The organism is Rhodococcus sp. P-2, from assembly GCF_016598535.1.
GTDB classification, from domain to species: domain Bacteria; phylum Actinomycetota; class Actinomycetes; order Mycobacteriales; family Mycobacteriaceae; genus Rhodococcus_F; species Rhodococcus_F baikonurensis.
In genome coordinates, this window is record NZ_CP066779.1 from 1,743,198 (window position 1) to 1,758,023 (window position 14,826).

Genomic DNA, 14,826 nt, shown 5'->3' on the forward strand with positions numbered 1-14,826 from the left:
ACTACTTACTCGCTGTGAGCATGGTGATGCTCACCGGGCAGATCGTCGGGCGTCGCGAACATCTTCCGCTTCTCCCCGTGTAGGCGCGCGCTGATCCACCACGAGAGTTCCACGAGTACGACGCCGATAGCGCCGAGGGTGATCGCGAGCGTCGTGGCAGCGACGTTGCTCGGATCCAGCTTGAAGAACTCGCGGGTGAACGGCAGCGCGAACAGGATGAGGTAGCCGGCCACCGATCCGCCGATCAGAACGAGCTTCCACCACACATACGGCCGGGCCACGACTGCCAGGACCCACACGGCGATCATGATCAACGTGATGAGAGCGCTGGTTCCGGCCTGGATCTTCTGGGTCTCCGTCTGGTCGGGGCCTTGATAGGCCAACACGTAGGAGATGAACGTGGTGATGCCGATGATCAGACCGGACGGCAGCGCCAAGCGCATCACGCGAGAGACGAAACCGGTTCGTGCGCGCTCGTTGTTCGGTGCCAGAGACAAGATGAAGGCCGGGATACCGATCGTGAACCACGCTGCGATCGTGACGTGGCGGGGCAGAAACGGGTACGGCAGCGGCTCGAAGTCGAAGACCTGGGACAGGACGCCGGTGATGCCGATCAGGAACGCGAGCACCACCGAGTAGACGGTCTTGGTCAGGAACAGATTCGACACGCGCTCGATGTTGCCGATCACTCGGCGGCCTTCCGCGACGACGTACGGGAGCGTCGCGAACTTGTTGTCCAGCAGCACGATCTGGGCCACGGCTCGCGTAGCCGGGCTACCCGAACCCATCGAGACTCCGATGTCGGCGTCCTTGAGTGCGAGTACGTCGTTGACGCCGTCACCGGTCATCGCGACGGTGTGCCCGCGAGACTGCAAGGCCGCGACCATTTCCCGCTTCTGATCCGGTCGCACTCGCCCGAACGTCGTTGCTCCGTCGAGAGTGTCCGCCAGCTTTTCCTGATCGCTGGGCAACTCCCGCGCGTCGATGGGGCGGTCGCCGCCCTCGAGTCCGAGGGACCCGGCAACGGCGCCGACGGAAACCGCGTTGTCGCCGGAAATGACCTTGACTGCGACCTTCTGGCTGGCGAAGTACTCCAGCGTCTCCTGGGCGTCGGGACGCACCTTCTGCTCGAGCACGACCAGAGCTTCGGGGGTGACGGTGCCCGGTGCGTCGGCGTCGTCGACGGGGAGGTCGCTGCTGCCGAGCATGAGGACACGAAGCCCGCTCGATCCCACTTCTTCCGCCTTGCGGGCCATCTCCGAGTCCGGGTCGAGCAGCACGTCCGGGGCACCGAGCACCCAGTTGCCGTTACTGCCGTACGACTGGCCGCTCCACTTCTTCGCCGAGGAGAACGGCGCCACCGCGGTGGCTTCGCCCCAGCCTGGATCGTCGGAGAGCGACTCGCGAATCGCCAGCACACTCGCGTTGGGGCGAGGGTCGGACGCAGCCATCGCGCTCAACGCGGACTTGACCGCAGACTCCCCCGAACCACCCGGTGCGACGTCGACCTCGGACAGGCGCATGCCGTTCTCGGTCAGGGTTCCGGTCTTGTCCGCGCACACCACGTCGACACGGGCCAAGCCTTCGATCGCCGGCAACTCCTGAACGAGGCACTGGCGCTTGCCCAATCGGATGACACCGACCGCGAACGCGATGGAGGTCATCAGCACCAGGCCTTCGGGAACCATCGGAACCAGCGCTGCCACCATGCCGTTGAGGGCGGGTCGGATCGGCAGGCCGATGGTGAAGAGCTGATTGAAGATGATCAGCGCTCCCGCGGGAATCATCAGGTAGGTGATGAATTTCAGGATCTTGTCGATGCCGCTGCGCAGTTCCGAGTGCACGAGAGTGAACTTGCTCGCCTCTTCGGCAAGCTTGGCCGCGTATGCATCGCCACCGACCTTGGTGGCGCGGTACGCGCCGCTGCCGGCGGCAACGAAACTGCCCGACAACACTTGCTGGCCACTCGCCTTGTGAACCGGATCGGCTTCACCGGTGAGGAGCGATTCGTCGACCTCGAGTGCAGCGGAACTGACCACCTCGCCGTCGACGACTATCTGGTCACCGGAGCCGAGTTCGATAATGTCGTCGAGCACAACGTCTTTGGGCGCCATCGCCACGGCGACCCCGTCACGCCGGACCATGGGCTTTGCCTGACTCACGATGGCCAGTGCATCGAGCGTGCGCTTGGCACGAATCTCTTGGATGATGCCGATACCGCTGTTCGCGATGATCAACAATCCGAACATGCCGTCGATGATCGAGCCCGTCGCGAGCACGATCACCAACAACACCGTCAGGATCGCGTTGATGCGGGTGAAGACGTTGCCGCGAATGATGTCCTTGACCGAGCGGGACGCCCGATCCGGCACGTCGTTGGTTTGCCCCGACGCGATCCGGGCCGCAACCTGATCGGCGGTCAGACCGCGGGCGACGTCGACGTCGTCCGGCAATCGCTCAGTGGCTACCGCCACTGCTGTCTCTTCTGAACCGGTGTGCTCGTGAGCCATGGTCAAAGATTACGCACCCGGAGCAACTAATCAGGGTTCGACTCGAAAGGCAACCACGTCCGCTGCGCTTCTGGTCAGCTGAGAGCAATCCACCACTTCGACGGCGGTGTCGGCGACAACGCGTCGATCCGGCCGCCCGGCATCGGCACCGACACGCTGGTGCCCGCCTCCGCCGCGGCCTCGTTGAGGCGAATGATCGGCTCCGACCATGAATGAAACGCGAGGTTGAACGTTGCCCAGTGGATCGGGACGAAGACACCGCGAGACCCGTCGCCCTTGTTGAGGTCGATGTGCGTCTGCACTGCCTCTTCGGGGTTCATGTGAATGTCCGGCCAGCGCACGTCGTAGGCGCCGACGGGGAGAAGCGTCAGATCGAACGGCCCGTACGTTTCACCCAACTGTTCGAAGCGCTGCGTGTATCCGCTGTCGCCGCCGAAGAACACCCGGTGCTCCGGACCGGCGAACACCCACGACGCCCACTGAGTCGTGTTCCGGACAAGACCACGACCGGAGAAGTGACGAGCCTCGGTGCACGTGAGGACCAGGTCGCCGATTTTTGTCGACTCGTCCCAGTCCAATTCCACGATCCGGTTCTCGGGCACCTTCCAGTGCCGCAGGTGAGCCCCGATACCGATCGGCACGACAAACGGAGCGGTCTGAGTACGAGTCAGCGTCTTGACCGTAGCCATGTCGAGATGGTCGTAGTGATCGTGAGAGATGACTATCGCATCTACTGCAGGCAGTTCGGTCAATGCCACCGGAGTGGGGTGCATCCGTGCGGGACCTACTGTGGCCGAGGGTGATACGCGCTCGCTCCACACCGGATCGGCGAGAACACGGTAACCGTCGACCTCGACGAGAACACTCGAATGGCCGTACCACGTCACCGCTGCGTCGCCGGCTACCGCCGGTGCCAGCGGAGTGGCCAACGGAATCGGCTGACGCGGCCGACCCGTCGACCCTCGCGTTGCCATCGACTTGAACATTCCGGCATCAGTGCCCGGCACCAGTGTGCTGCTGGGCTCCGAGTTGTGGAACTGGCGGTCCCGATATCGCGGAGACATCGCCGCATACGGTTGCACCGTGTTTCGCGATGCCCCGATCTGCGTCGGGATTCCCCATGCGGCTCGCGCCACCCACCCCGTCGCCGCGGCAACAGCAGCAACTCCGAGAACCGTCGTCTTCTTCATTCAGACGAGCGTAGCCACTATCCGCCCTGTGTGCCCGGCGCCTGTTTACCCTGCAACCGGCTTTACTTGCCCTTGAATACGGGAGGGCGGTTCTCGATGCGGGCCGCGCGGGCTTCCTGGACGTCCTCGCTGAGCCAGGCGGCGTGAAGAGCGTCGAGTTGCTCGGGAGACTGCTCCTCCATGGTGCCGTCGTCGTTGAGAACCATCTTCATGTGCCGCAACGACAGCGGTGCGAGATTGGCGATGCGGTGTGCCCATTCCTGGGCGTCGTCGAGGGTGCCGATTTTGTTGGCGAGGCCCCGAGTGAAGGCTTCCTCAGCGCCGATCTGTTCGATACCGAGCAGAATGGTGCGCGCGGGACCGCCGCCGACCAGCGACGCGAGCCGACGCATCGTCCACTTGTCCACCGAGACACCGAGGGTGGCTGCCGGGATTCCGAAACGAGCGCCCGGCGCCACGACGCGCAGATCCGACGCGATGGCCAGCTGCGTGCCCGCGCCGATGGCCGGACCGTTGACGGCAGCGATGACCGGGATGGGCGCCGTGTCGATAGACCGAAGCATCTCGAACAGGCGATCGGTGAAGCCCTCCATGTAGACGTCGCCGGAGAGATCTGCCCCTGCGCAGAATGCCGATCCCTCACCGGTGATGACGACGACGTGCGCATGCTCGGCGACTGCCGCGTTCATCGCGTCCCGAATCGCAATGCAGAGTTCCGCGCTGAGTGCATTGCGACGCTCGTGACGCTGCAACTCGATGGTCACGACGTTGCCGTCACGGGAGAACCCGATCATGTCCGCTCACTTTCGTTTCTGGAAGGCTCGACGCAGGGACGTTCCGAGGCGCCGATACCGTCCGCATACTTCTCTGCAGCTAAGTTCTGTACATCAGGAGGTTAGATTACCGATGAGTACAGACGACCTTGCCTCACCGGAACCGCACCCGGTTGACGTGGTGGTGATCGGCGCCGGACAGGCCGGACTCTCCGCCGCGTACTACCTGCGCAAGTTCGGAATCGAACCCGAATCGGGTTTCGTGGTGCTCGATCATGCGTCCGGGCCGGGCGGGGCGTGGCAGTTCCGCTGGCCGAGCCTGACACTGAGCACCGTCAACGGTGTGCATGATCTCCCGGGAATGTCCTTCGCGGAAACCACCGGCACCGACGCCGAACAGGTGCCTGCATCCGTCGCGGTCCCCCATTACTTCGAACTGTACGAAAAGCAGTTCGAACTTCCCGTCCACCGCCCGGTGCACACCCGAGTGGTGTGTCCTCGGGAAGAGCGACTGCGGATCGAGACCGACCACGGAGTGTTCGCGGCGCGAGGCTTGATCAATGCGACAGGAACCTGGGAGCGGCCCTTCATCCCCCACTATCGCGGGGCCGAATCATTTCGTGGACGACAGCTCCACACGAAGGACTATCGAACCGCCGCGGAGTTCGAGGGCAAACATGTGGTCGTGGTCGGCGGCGGTATCTCGGCCGTCCAACTGCTCGACGAGATCTCACGCGTCACGACCACTACCTGGGTGACGCGTCGTGAACCGGAGTTCCGCGACGAGCCGTTCACTCCGGACATCGGCCGCGCCGCGGTTGCCATGGTCGAGGATCGTGTACGACGCGGTCTGCCACCGGGATCCGTTGTTTCGGTGACCGGCCTCCCGGTGACACCGGCCATCCGGGCAGCGCGAGAGCGCGGTGTCATGAATCGACTCCCGATGTTCTCCGAAATCCTTCCGAACGGCGTGAAGTGGGCCGACGGTACTGTCATCGATGCCGATGTGATCCTGTGGTGCACCGGTTTTCGCAGCTCACTCGATCACCTGGCGCCTCTGCACCTGCGAGGACCAGGTGGCGGAATACCGATGACCGGACGCCTCGCCACGCAGGTCGAAGCCGACCCTCGCGTACATCTGGTGGGATACGGGCCGTCGTCGTCGACGATCGGAGCCAACCGCGCCGGCCAAGCGGCCGCCCGCGAACTGACGTCTTACCTGGGAATCGGCGAATGAACAGAATTCTTGTACCGGGAGAAACCTGCTGGCGCATCGAACCGGCCGACAATCTGGCCTGCATCGTCGACGCCGCTGACTACTTTCATCACGCGAAGTCCGCAATGCTGCAAGCCGAGAAGCGAATCATGTTGATCGGCTGGGATTTCGACACGCGCATCAAACTCGAGCCAGGCAAGCAGACGCTCGACGGCCCCAACCGATTGGGGATGTTCCTCCGCTGGCTCGTCCGCGAGAAACCCGATCTCGAAATCCTCGTACTCAAATGGAACATCGGCGCCTTCACCGCAATCGGGCGCGGGATGACTCCCGTCTTCGTGTCCAACTGGTTGACCGACGAGCGTCTTCGGTTCGAGATCGACGGCGCACATCCAGTGGGCGCGGCGCACCATCAGAAGATCATCGTCATCGACGACGCCCTGGCCTTCTGCGGCGGCATCGACATGACGGTGGACCGCTGGGACACCTCGGATCACGTCGACCGCAACGACTACCGGATCACACCGAGCGGAAGACGTTACGGCCCTTGGCATGACGCCACCACAGCAATCGACGGCGATGCGGCCGCGGCAATCGGCGAATTGGCGCGGGCACGCTGGAAATCCGCAACCGGCGAGGATCTGGTACCGGTTCAGAGCACAGCGACGCCATGGCCGGTCAATCTGGCTCCCACGTTGCGGGTCATCGACGTAGCCGTAGCCAGAACACTGCCGGAACTCGGCGAACGCACGGAGGTACGTGAGATCGAGGCGCTCTATCTCGCGGCCATCGCCGGGGCGGAGCGGACGCTGTACATCGAGAGCCAATACCTCGCCTCCCGCACTCTGGCCGAGGCAATTGCCGCGCGTCTACGTGAGGCCGACGGGCCGGAGATCGTTCTGGTCATCCCCCGCAATGCCGATGGATGGCTGGAACAAAAGGCGATGGACGGAGCACGCCACGACCTCTTGCATCTGCTGTGGAGCGCCGACATCCATGGCCGGTTCGGTGCGTTCTATCCCGTGACCTCTTCTGGCGCACCCATTTACGTGCACGCCAAGGTCCTCGTGATGGACGATCGACTCTTGCGAATCGGGTCGTCGAACCTCAACAATCGATCGATGGGCTTCGACACCGAGTGCGACATCGCCGTCGAATCCGTCGACGACGCAGATGTCGAGCTGCGCGCGTCGATCATCGGATTGAGGCGGCGGCTACTCGGCGAGCACCTCGACGTCACCGAGGAAGAAGTCGACGACGCGTTGGGTGAGCAGTCACTGTTGTCGACGGTTCGCGCTCTCTCGACCTCCGACGCTCGCAGTCTGCGCGAATTCGACCGCAACACAGTCGACGGCGAAGACCACGTACTCGCCGAAAATGCACTGATGGATCCCGAGCGCACGCCGCCCAGACTGAGCGATCGAATCGAAGGATTACGCCGCCTGCTCGGCAAACGCTGAGACTCTAGAACACGCACACACAGTGACCGGTTGCCAGCGCGAGTTCGACGAGAGTTGCACTTTGAACACTCGGGACGAACACGATGAGAAACGTATCGCTGTCGCTGTCGAGCCAGGCTACGGAAACTCCTGACCCGGCGATGTTGGCGCCGACGCCGGCAAGAAGCGTTTCGAGGCCAGCGGTGCGGTCATAGCCTGCGGCAAGCTCGTCCGCCCATTTCCAGGAGTGGGCCGCTCCGGGTGCAGACTCCAGCTGCCGCAGTCGACCGAGAACCTCGGCGGCGTCCTCGTTCCAGTCCACCCAGGCCAGGAGTTCTTGTTCGTGCAATGCGTCGACGAGAGCAAACCACGCCATTTCCGGGTGCGGCTTCTCGAGCGTCTGTGAGTACAGATCGTTCTGTACCTCGACATACCGTTCCGGGTAGTCGATCGCGAGAGTCACACGATCGCTGACTGCGGGGCTGTCAGAGGCGAGCAGTTCGGCGATCGCACGCAACGCGTCGCGAGCAGGTCCACCCACTACGGCTCCAAGGTTCGATTCGGTCATCGGTGCGGTTCCCACAGTCTGACATGCGAGTGCGCCGTCTTCGGATATGTCTCGATGTCGGGACACGAGCCAGATGCTTACCCCGAGTTCCACCGATTCCCGAGCAGCGCCGGTGTCGAGCTACCAAATTGGACTACCCGGCTATCCCATTCGCCGCACTTGTCCGTTTACCCTTTCACCTGGTCTTACAATCCGGATATAGTCATCGTCGGTCCGAGAAGCCAACTGGGATGTAGCGAGCCAGCGAACAGTCTGTTACCGTTCAGCTAACTACTCCTTCTGGTCAAACCGGATCGAAGGGGTTCGGGCAATGACCCACGGGGGGTTGACGTGAAGGGGCCATGTTCCGCATGAAACACGATTCACACACGACAACCTCTTGGTGGTCGATCGGCGAGTGGCGCCTGGGTTGGAAGGTCATCGCCGTTCTCGCATTGCCGATGATCGTCGCCGTCGTCCTCGGAGCCCTTCGCGTTCAGACCGAACTCGAAGAAGCCGCGCAGCTGAGTTCCTCGTCCGAACGCGCCCTCGCTGTGCCCGCCGCGATCAACCTCGAATCCGCGCTGTACGAACTCGCCGAAGCGGCCTCGGCACGCACTGACACCGGCCCGGCCACACAAGCGGTTTCGGACGCAATGGACCAACTGGTCGACGCGGCGCGCGCGTTCCAGTCCGATGACGCCCTCAACGACCAAGTGACTTCGGCACTTGCCGAGAGCCGATCCATCACCGAGGAGATTTCCGCCGGCGCGGTGGCTCCCGCACGCTTGGTTTCTCGGGTCGGTGAAGTCTCGCGCGCACTCTCGAGCACCTTCACCAGCGTCGTCGAGCATTCTCAGCGTCCGGCGCTGCGCGAAGAGGGTGGCCGACTCGCCGCACTCTGGGATGCGCGACGAGCACTGGCCGAACAACGAATTCTCTTCGGCTCAGGTGATCCGGACCAGCAGGCTCGTACCTCGATGGTCAGTGCCGCCGGTGCCGAACTGGTCGCTCTGGACAACATTCTCGCCATCGACGGGAGTAACGACACCGTCCAGACCCTCAGCAACTCAGCTCAGAACCGGATCAACGCCCTCGGATCAACTCCGTCGACCTCTCCTCTGGGAAGCCGCGTCGGCGCAGACCTGAAATCCGACAACGACCAGTACAACAGCCTGACCGATACCACCGTCACCGAGTTCGGCGACACCGTCACCACTGAATCCAATGCAGCACGAACCGCAGCACTTCGTGACACTGCCATCGTGCTCGGCGCGGTCCTGCTGGCACTGGCGATCGCCCTCGTCATCAGCCGATCGCTCATCGATCCGATCCGCCGGTTGCGGTTCGCCGCTCTGCAGGCCGCGAGACGCGGACTTCCCGACGCGATCGAACGAATCCGCGCAGGTGCCAGTACCGACGAACTCGACTTCGCCCGTGTCCCGATCCGCACCCACGAGGAAATCGGCGAACTTGCGCGCGCCGTGGACGACATGCACGGTCAGGCCATCACGCTTGCCGGCGAGCAGGCGACCCTGCGGCGCCAGGTCAACGACATGTTCGAAACGCTGTCGAGGCGGAACAAGTCCCTCGTCGACCAGCAACTCGGTTTGATCGAACAGCTCGAGCAGGACGAGGACGACCCGCGTCGCCTCGAGAATCTGTTCCGGCTCGACCACATCGCCGCGAGGATGCGTCGAAACGGCGACAACTTGTTGGTTCTCGCCGGAACCGATGTACGCCGAGCCAGAACTGCCCCCGTCGCTCTCGGCGATACCCTTCGCGCCGCGGTATCGGGTGTCGAGGAGTATCGACGCGTCGAACTCGGGCAGATCCCGCCCGGAGTCGTCACCGGTCACGCTGCGCCGGACGTCGTTCACCTCATTGCCGAACTGCTCGACAATTCGCTGCGGTACTCCCCACCGGAGACCACCGTCTCCATCAACGCTGCCCGCACCATCGACGGCTCCATGATCGTCGAGATCGCAGATCTCGGTATCGGTATGTCGCCTGCCGACATCCTCGATGCCAACGAGCGCCTCGCCGCCGGCGGCGAGATGAGCGCGGACACAGCGCGTCGCATGGGTTTGTTCGTCGTGAGCCGAATCAGCCGTCGCTACAACATCTCTGTGCGCCTGCGCCCGACGGCAACGTCGTCGACACACAGCGGCATCACCGCAACGGTGCTCCTACCGACCTCGATTCTCGATTCCTCGCGGGCTCCCGAAATCCGCACGCCGCGAACAGGACCCGTTGCCACAGTCGAGCGGACACCGCCGCCCGCACCACCTGCCCCGGTATGGTCACAGCCGGTCCCGACCGCTTCCGCACCCCCACAGCCTGCGACCAGAAGCTTCGCCGACCTCCCCCGCCGAACGCCCGGCATCAGCACCGATCGGACCGAGACGTTCGCCCCGATCACGCCGGAGTCGACACCGACGGCAACACCCTCGGGACTACCTCGCCGCACCCCGGGCACGAGTGGAGTGCCGCAGGTCAGTACCTCGACCACTCCGGCACCAGCTGCGCCGGTGTCAACCTTCGCTCCCCAACTCGATCCCGCGGGCGCGAACGCATCGACGTCGCTTCCCGTCCGTACTCCGTCGCCGGAATCCAACTCGTCTGCACAGGGTCCCGAGATCCCGGTGGGTCCACAGCCGTCGACAACTCCGGCGCCGCGGCACCGACTCTCGGCACCGACGCCGACGCCGACAAATACTGCGGCCTTCTTCTCCTCTCGTACCCGTGACGGGATGTCGGCTCGCACGTCTGCGCGTACTGACAGCAGCAACAACAACGGCGGCGCGAACGGTGGAACGTCTGCCCCGTCGACGATGCCGATCTTTGCTCGGATGGTGTCGGAGTGGCTGGTGGATCCGACGGCGGAGTCGTCAACGGCTTCCACCGGTGGTTCCTGGACCACGGACGCAGATCAAGGCTGGCTGGCTGCCCGGACGTCGTTCGAGATGCCGGTCACCAAGATCGCCGATTCCGGATTGCCTATTCGGGATCGAGGAGCTCGCTTGGTTCCCGGCGCCGTCGGAGGAGGTGGTACAGCCCAACGTCAAGCATCCAATCCCGCCGACGTTCAACGTGGTTGGAGCAGTTACCAATCCGGCGTGCAACGTGGGCGTCGGCATGCTGCCGTCCACCAGTCCGATGGCGGACAGTCTTTCGAATCGTCCACGATGTTGCACAACGATGAAGGAGAACAGTGAACACTGTCGGAGCCCAAGAGACTCCCCGCGCACTCGACTGGCTGGTTTCGGCTTTTGCCCGAGACGTGCCGGGTGTGAGTCACGCGATCATCGTCTCAGCCGACGGGTTGTTGACGGCCTCGAGCACACACCTTCCGCTCGACCGGGCGGATCAATTGGCCGCTGTCACTTCCGGACTCGCCAGCCTGTCCGCGGGGGCGTCACGCCTCTTCGACGGTGGGGCCGTCATGCAGTCCGTCGTCGAGATGGAGAACGGCTACCTGCTTCTCATGGGCGTCGGTAGTGGCGCCTACCTCGCCGCACTCGCTGTCGCCGGATGCGACATCGGCCAGATCGGTTACGAAATGGCGACTCTCGTCGATCGCGTCGGGACCACCATGGACATTGCCCCGCGAACATCGCAGGGTATTTGAGTTCGATGCCTCACCATCAATCCGAGTACGACGACGCCGAACCGAGCTTGGTCCGGCCGTACGCGCTCACCGAAGGTCGGACCCTGCCGTCCATCGACCTCCCGCTCGAGGCGATCATCGCGACGATCGAAGACGTGGTCTCGAACAATCTTGCACCGCAAGATATTCGTGCCTCGATCGTCGCACTCTGCGAGCAGCGGATCTCGGTTGCCGAGATTGCTGCCCACCTGGGTGTTCCGATCGGAGTCGTGCGGGTACTGGTCGCCGACCTCGTAGTAGCCGGATCACTGGAAATACATGCCACTCTGCGAAGCGACGCATCTCGAGTCGAGCGACGCGAACTGATCGAAAGGACCCTCAGTGGACTTCGGGCACTCTGACTCATCGTCTCGCGTGAAATCGACAAAAATCGTGATCGCCGGGGGTTTCGGTGTTGGCAAGACAACGCTTGTGGGGACCGTCTCCGAAATCGTCCCCCTTCGCACGGAGGCCATGGTCACCGACGCCAGCGACGGTATCGACAATCTCGGTTCCACTCCCGACAAGAGCACCACGACGGTCGCGATGGACTTCGGGCGCATCACTCTCGCCGACGACCTGGTTCTCTATCTGTTCGGAACCCCGGGACAGCGCCGCTTCTGGTTCATGTGGGACGACCTGATCACCGGTGCGATCGGTGCGGTCATTCTGGTCGACACGCGTCGCTTGGAAGACAGCTTCGCCGCAGTCGACTTCTTCGAGGCGCGAGGCCTCCCGTTCATCGTGGCGGTCAACCGTTTCGACGGCGCACCCATCCATTCGGCGAGCGATCTCCGCCAGGCGTTGGCTCTACCCAACCGCGTTCCCATGATCGAGATCGACGCCCGAAACCGCGAATCGGCCAAACGCGCGCTGATCGCCGTCACCGAATACTCCCTCGAACGACTTGCAGCTGAAGCAGTCGTCTAGATGAATCACCAGATGCGAATCGTCACCGAAAGGAACTGGCATGTCGGATGAAATGCACCATTTCTCGATGGGAATCTGGCTGCTCGGGCTCGCCTACGTCGTGTCCGTGGTCGGGTCGGTAGTCGGCCTGGCGTGCACCAGGCATTCAGCGTCGGCGACGACAACCGCCACACGCATGCGCTGGCTCGCCATGGCCGCCCTGTCGATCGGTGGCGTCGCCATCTGGCTGATGCATTTCATCGCCATGCTCGGCTTCGCAGTCCCCGGCAGTCCCATTCGATACAACCTCGGATGGACCGTGATCTCGGCGATCATCTCGGTAGGGGCCGTGTTTGTCGGCCTGCTGATCATCGGGACCGAATTCCGCTGGACTCGACTTCTGATCGGCGGCCTGGTGACCGGTCTTGCCGTGAACATCATGCACTACACCGGTATGCGCGCCTTACGCTTTCAGGGTGAGATCCACTACGACCTGCTCTTCGTCGCACTGTCGGTTCTCATCGCAGTCGTCGCCGGAACGGCCGCACTGTGGTTCACCATGGTGCTCGAGTCCACGATTCTTCGTTTTGTCGCCGGAATCATCATGGGTATCGCCGTCGTCGGAATGCATTACACCGGAATGGCCGCGGTCGAGGTTGTTCACGACGCAGCAGCCCCGGCGCCGCAGGGACTCGAAGTGTTCTCCTTCCTCTTCCCCGTCTTCGTTCTCGGCTTGTTGGCGTTGGCGGTTCCGATCGTTGCGGTGCTGACAGCGCCCAACCGTGCGACGGCTCGGATGGAGTCCGCCGCCGACGACCTGGCGTTCGAAGCACGCGAGTTCGCGATCTCGAACTGAGCGAAGTACGAGGCGAGTCAGTGTGAATCGACGACGCCCCGTACATTTCGAGGATGGTGGATGCCGGACACAACCCCCAGCCGTCGGCCCGCGCGACACTGGTCGTGATCGGTGGTTTGCCGGCCACCGGCAAGTCGACGATCGCGCGAGCGCTTGCCCAGCATCACCGAATCCCTTTCGTGCGGATCGATACCATCGAACAGGCACTGACCCACAGCGGTATCGCTGACGCATCCGGGACCGCTGGATACATCACCGCCTATGCGCTCGCCGCCGAACAATTGCGGCTGGGACTCTCGGTCGTGGTCGAGTGTGTCAACCCGATCGAGGTGACGCGAAGCGCCTGGTCCGCTACCGCACAACACAATTCGGCGTACTTGCTCAATGTCGAAGTAGTCTGTTCGGATCCCGACGAGCATCGCAGACGCGCTGAACAGCGAGTCGTCGACATCCCGGATCTTGTACTACCGACGTGGCAGGAAATTCTGGATCGGGACTACGAGCCGTGGACCACGGAACGGCTGGTGCTCGACACCGCAATCATGGACTCCGACAGCGCAGTACGACGCATCACCGCCACGATGCCGTAGCGTGCGAGCTGCTCACAGGGCGAGAACGAAGAATGCACTGTTCGGATCTTCGCGGTAGTTCCCGAACGGTGGACAGGGCACGAACCCGAATCTCGCGTACAACCGGCGAGCTGGATCGAAGAAGTCCTGTGTGCCGGTCTCCAATTCGAGTTGACGGTAACCTCGTTGTCTCGACTCGTCCACGACGTGTTGAAGAAGTCGCGTACCCACTCCACGCCCGCGAGCTGCCGATGAAGTCCGCATCGACTTGATCTCGCCGCCGGTCGACGACCGTTCCTTGAGTGCTACGCAACCGAGTAGCTCGTCACCGTCGCTCCACAGCGTCCACATGGTCACAGAGCTATCCGTCAGCCCCGTGACGTCCAGCGCGTGAACGCTGTCCACAGGGGAGGTCGCATGCATGTCCGCGAGGTGCTCGGCCAGGAGAGCCCGGACCGCGTCCCGACTCAGGTCGTCAGTTTCGATTCGCACAGATCCCTCACTGTCCACGTCGCCTCCGGCAGCATCGCATGAAAGTATGACTGTCCGTCACTTCGCCGAAGGCTTGGCCCGAACGTGAATGCGTTCTCCTTGTGGGCCGAACAGACTCAGCACTTCGACCGGGCCTTTGCCGTCACTGCCGAACCAATGCGGATTTCGGGTGTCGAATTCAGCAGCTTCACCCGTTCCCATGATGATGTCGTGATCGGCCAACACCAATCTCAGCTTCCCCGACAACACGTACAGCCATTCATAGCCGTCATGCACTTGCGGATTCGGCTCGGTCTGGTTTGCCGGGATGGTCATCTTGAATGCCTGCAGCCCACCCGGTTGCCGAGTCAGCGGCAAGACCGTTCGCCCACTGACGCTTCGAGGCGCACTCTGGATACGCGGATCGGCGACCTGTGGCGCCGCCACCAACTGGTCCAACGGCACTTGGTGGGCGAGCGCGATCGGGAGCAGCAACTCCAAACTCGGGCGACGCTCCCCCGCTTCGAGCCTCGACAGGGTGCTCTTCGAGATACCGGTCGACTCGGACAGCGCCGTGAGCGTGACATTGCGCTGTGTACGAATGCGTTTGAGGCGCGCGCCTATCTGCGAGATGGCGGCATCGATGTGCGGGCCGTTGACATTCATGGTCCGAGTCTGACGACGATTCCCAGAAATG

General features: G+C 63.1%; 14 protein-coding genes. 8 read left to right on the plus strand and 6 right to left on the minus strand.

Translation table 11 applies throughout. The features are described 5' to 3' along the window. Positions 1-5 precede the first annotated feature (5 nt). From I7X09_RS08220 to I7X09_RS08230, 3 genes are all read right to left on the minus strand, one after another. Positions 6-2,510 (minus strand): cation-translocating P-type ATPase, encoded by a 2,505-nt coding sequence (locus tag I7X09_RS08220; RefSeq protein WP_095971219.1) that lies wholly within the window; start codon positions 2,508-2,510, stop codon positions 6-8. A gap of 74 nt (positions 2,511-2,584) precedes the next feature. After that, on the minus strand, positions 2,585-3,700 hold the full coding sequence (locus I7X09_RS08225) for an MBL fold metallo-hydrolase (RefSeq protein ID WP_095971220.1): 1,116 nt from the start codon (positions 3,698-3,700) through the stop codon (positions 2,585-2,587). 62 nt (positions 3,701-3,762) lie between these two features. Further along, on the minus strand, positions 3,763-4,494 hold the full coding sequence (locus tag I7X09_RS08230) for an enoyl-CoA hydratase (protein ID WP_166809388.1): 732 nt from the start codon (positions 4,492-4,494) through the stop codon (positions 3,763-3,765). A gap of 112 nt (positions 4,495-4,606) precedes the next feature. Here I7X09_RS08230 and I7X09_RS08235 point away from each other — a divergent pair, with 112 nt between their 5' ends. Continuing rightward, positions 4,607-5,710, plus strand: coding sequence for an NAD(P)-binding domain-containing protein (locus tag I7X09_RS08235; protein ID WP_095971221.1), 1,104 nt, complete (start codon positions 4,607-4,609; stop codon positions 5,708-5,710). Further along, positions 5,707-7,149, plus strand: coding sequence for a phospholipase D-like domain-containing protein (locus tag I7X09_RS08240; protein ID WP_200316359.1), 1,443 nt, complete (start codon positions 5,707-5,709; stop codon positions 7,147-7,149). Before I7X09_RS08235 ends, I7X09_RS08240 begins: the two co-directional genes overlap by 4 nt. Positions 7,150-7,153: 4 nt before the next feature. Here the strand turns inward: I7X09_RS08240 and I7X09_RS08245 are convergent, their stop codons facing one another. Next, complete coding sequence (locus tag I7X09_RS08245) at positions 7,154-7,696, minus strand: DUF6630 family protein (protein ID WP_234036844.1); 543 nt, start codon at positions 7,694-7,696, stop codon at positions 7,154-7,156. A gap of 350 nt (positions 7,697-8,046) precedes the next feature. Between I7X09_RS08245 and I7X09_RS08250 the strand changes: the two genes are divergently transcribed. From I7X09_RS08250 to I7X09_RS08275, 6 genes are read left to right on the plus strand one after another with little or no spacing between them, the layout of a single operon-like run. Then, positions 8,047-10,893, plus strand: a complete 2,847-nt coding sequence (locus I7X09_RS08250) for a HAMP domain-containing sensor histidine kinase (RefSeq protein ID WP_234036845.1) — start codon at positions 8,047-8,049, stop codon at positions 10,891-10,893. Next, positions 10,890-11,306 (plus strand): roadblock/LC7 domain-containing protein, encoded by a 417-nt coding sequence (locus I7X09_RS08255; protein ID WP_003940329.1) that lies wholly within the window; start codon positions 10,890-10,892, stop codon positions 11,304-11,306. The genes I7X09_RS08250 and I7X09_RS08255 overlap by 4 nt, the downstream gene beginning before the upstream one ends. A 5-nt stretch (positions 11,307-11,311) precedes the next feature. Next, positions 11,312-11,686 (plus strand): DUF742 domain-containing protein, encoded by a 375-nt coding sequence (locus I7X09_RS08260; protein WP_003939996.1) that lies wholly within the window; start codon positions 11,312-11,314, stop codon positions 11,684-11,686. Next, entirely contained in the window at positions 11,667-12,254 is a 588-nt protein-coding gene (locus I7X09_RS08265; RefSeq protein WP_003940118.1) for a GTP-binding protein, read from the plus strand. The genes I7X09_RS08260 and I7X09_RS08265 overlap by 20 nt, the downstream gene beginning before the upstream one ends. A 40-nt stretch (positions 12,255-12,294) precedes the next feature. Further along, complete coding sequence (locus I7X09_RS08270; protein WP_095971225.1) at positions 12,295-13,089, plus strand: MHYT domain-containing protein; 795 nt, start codon at positions 12,295-12,297, stop codon at positions 13,087-13,089. Positions 13,090-13,142: 53 nt separating this feature from the next. Further along, positions 13,143-13,679, plus strand: coding sequence for an AAA family ATPase (locus I7X09_RS08275; RefSeq protein ID WP_124567528.1), 537 nt, complete (start codon positions 13,143-13,145; stop codon positions 13,677-13,679). 12 nt (positions 13,680-13,691) lie between these two features. Here the strand turns inward: I7X09_RS08275 and I7X09_RS08280 are convergent, their stop codons facing one another. Together I7X09_RS08280 and I7X09_RS08285 are read right to left on the minus strand one after the other, a co-directional pair. After that, the gene (locus I7X09_RS08280) at positions 13,692-14,150 is read right to left on the minus strand and encodes a GNAT family N-acetyltransferase (protein ID WP_095971227.1); all 459 of its coding nucleotides are present in this window, start codon (positions 14,148-14,150) and stop codon (positions 13,692-13,694) included. 57 nt (positions 14,151-14,207) lie between these two features. Continuing rightward, positions 14,208-14,795 (minus strand): helix-turn-helix domain-containing protein, encoded by a 588-nt coding sequence (locus I7X09_RS08285; RefSeq protein WP_095971228.1) that lies wholly within the window; start codon positions 14,793-14,795, stop codon positions 14,208-14,210. Positions 14,796-14,826: the final 31 nt, after the last annotated feature.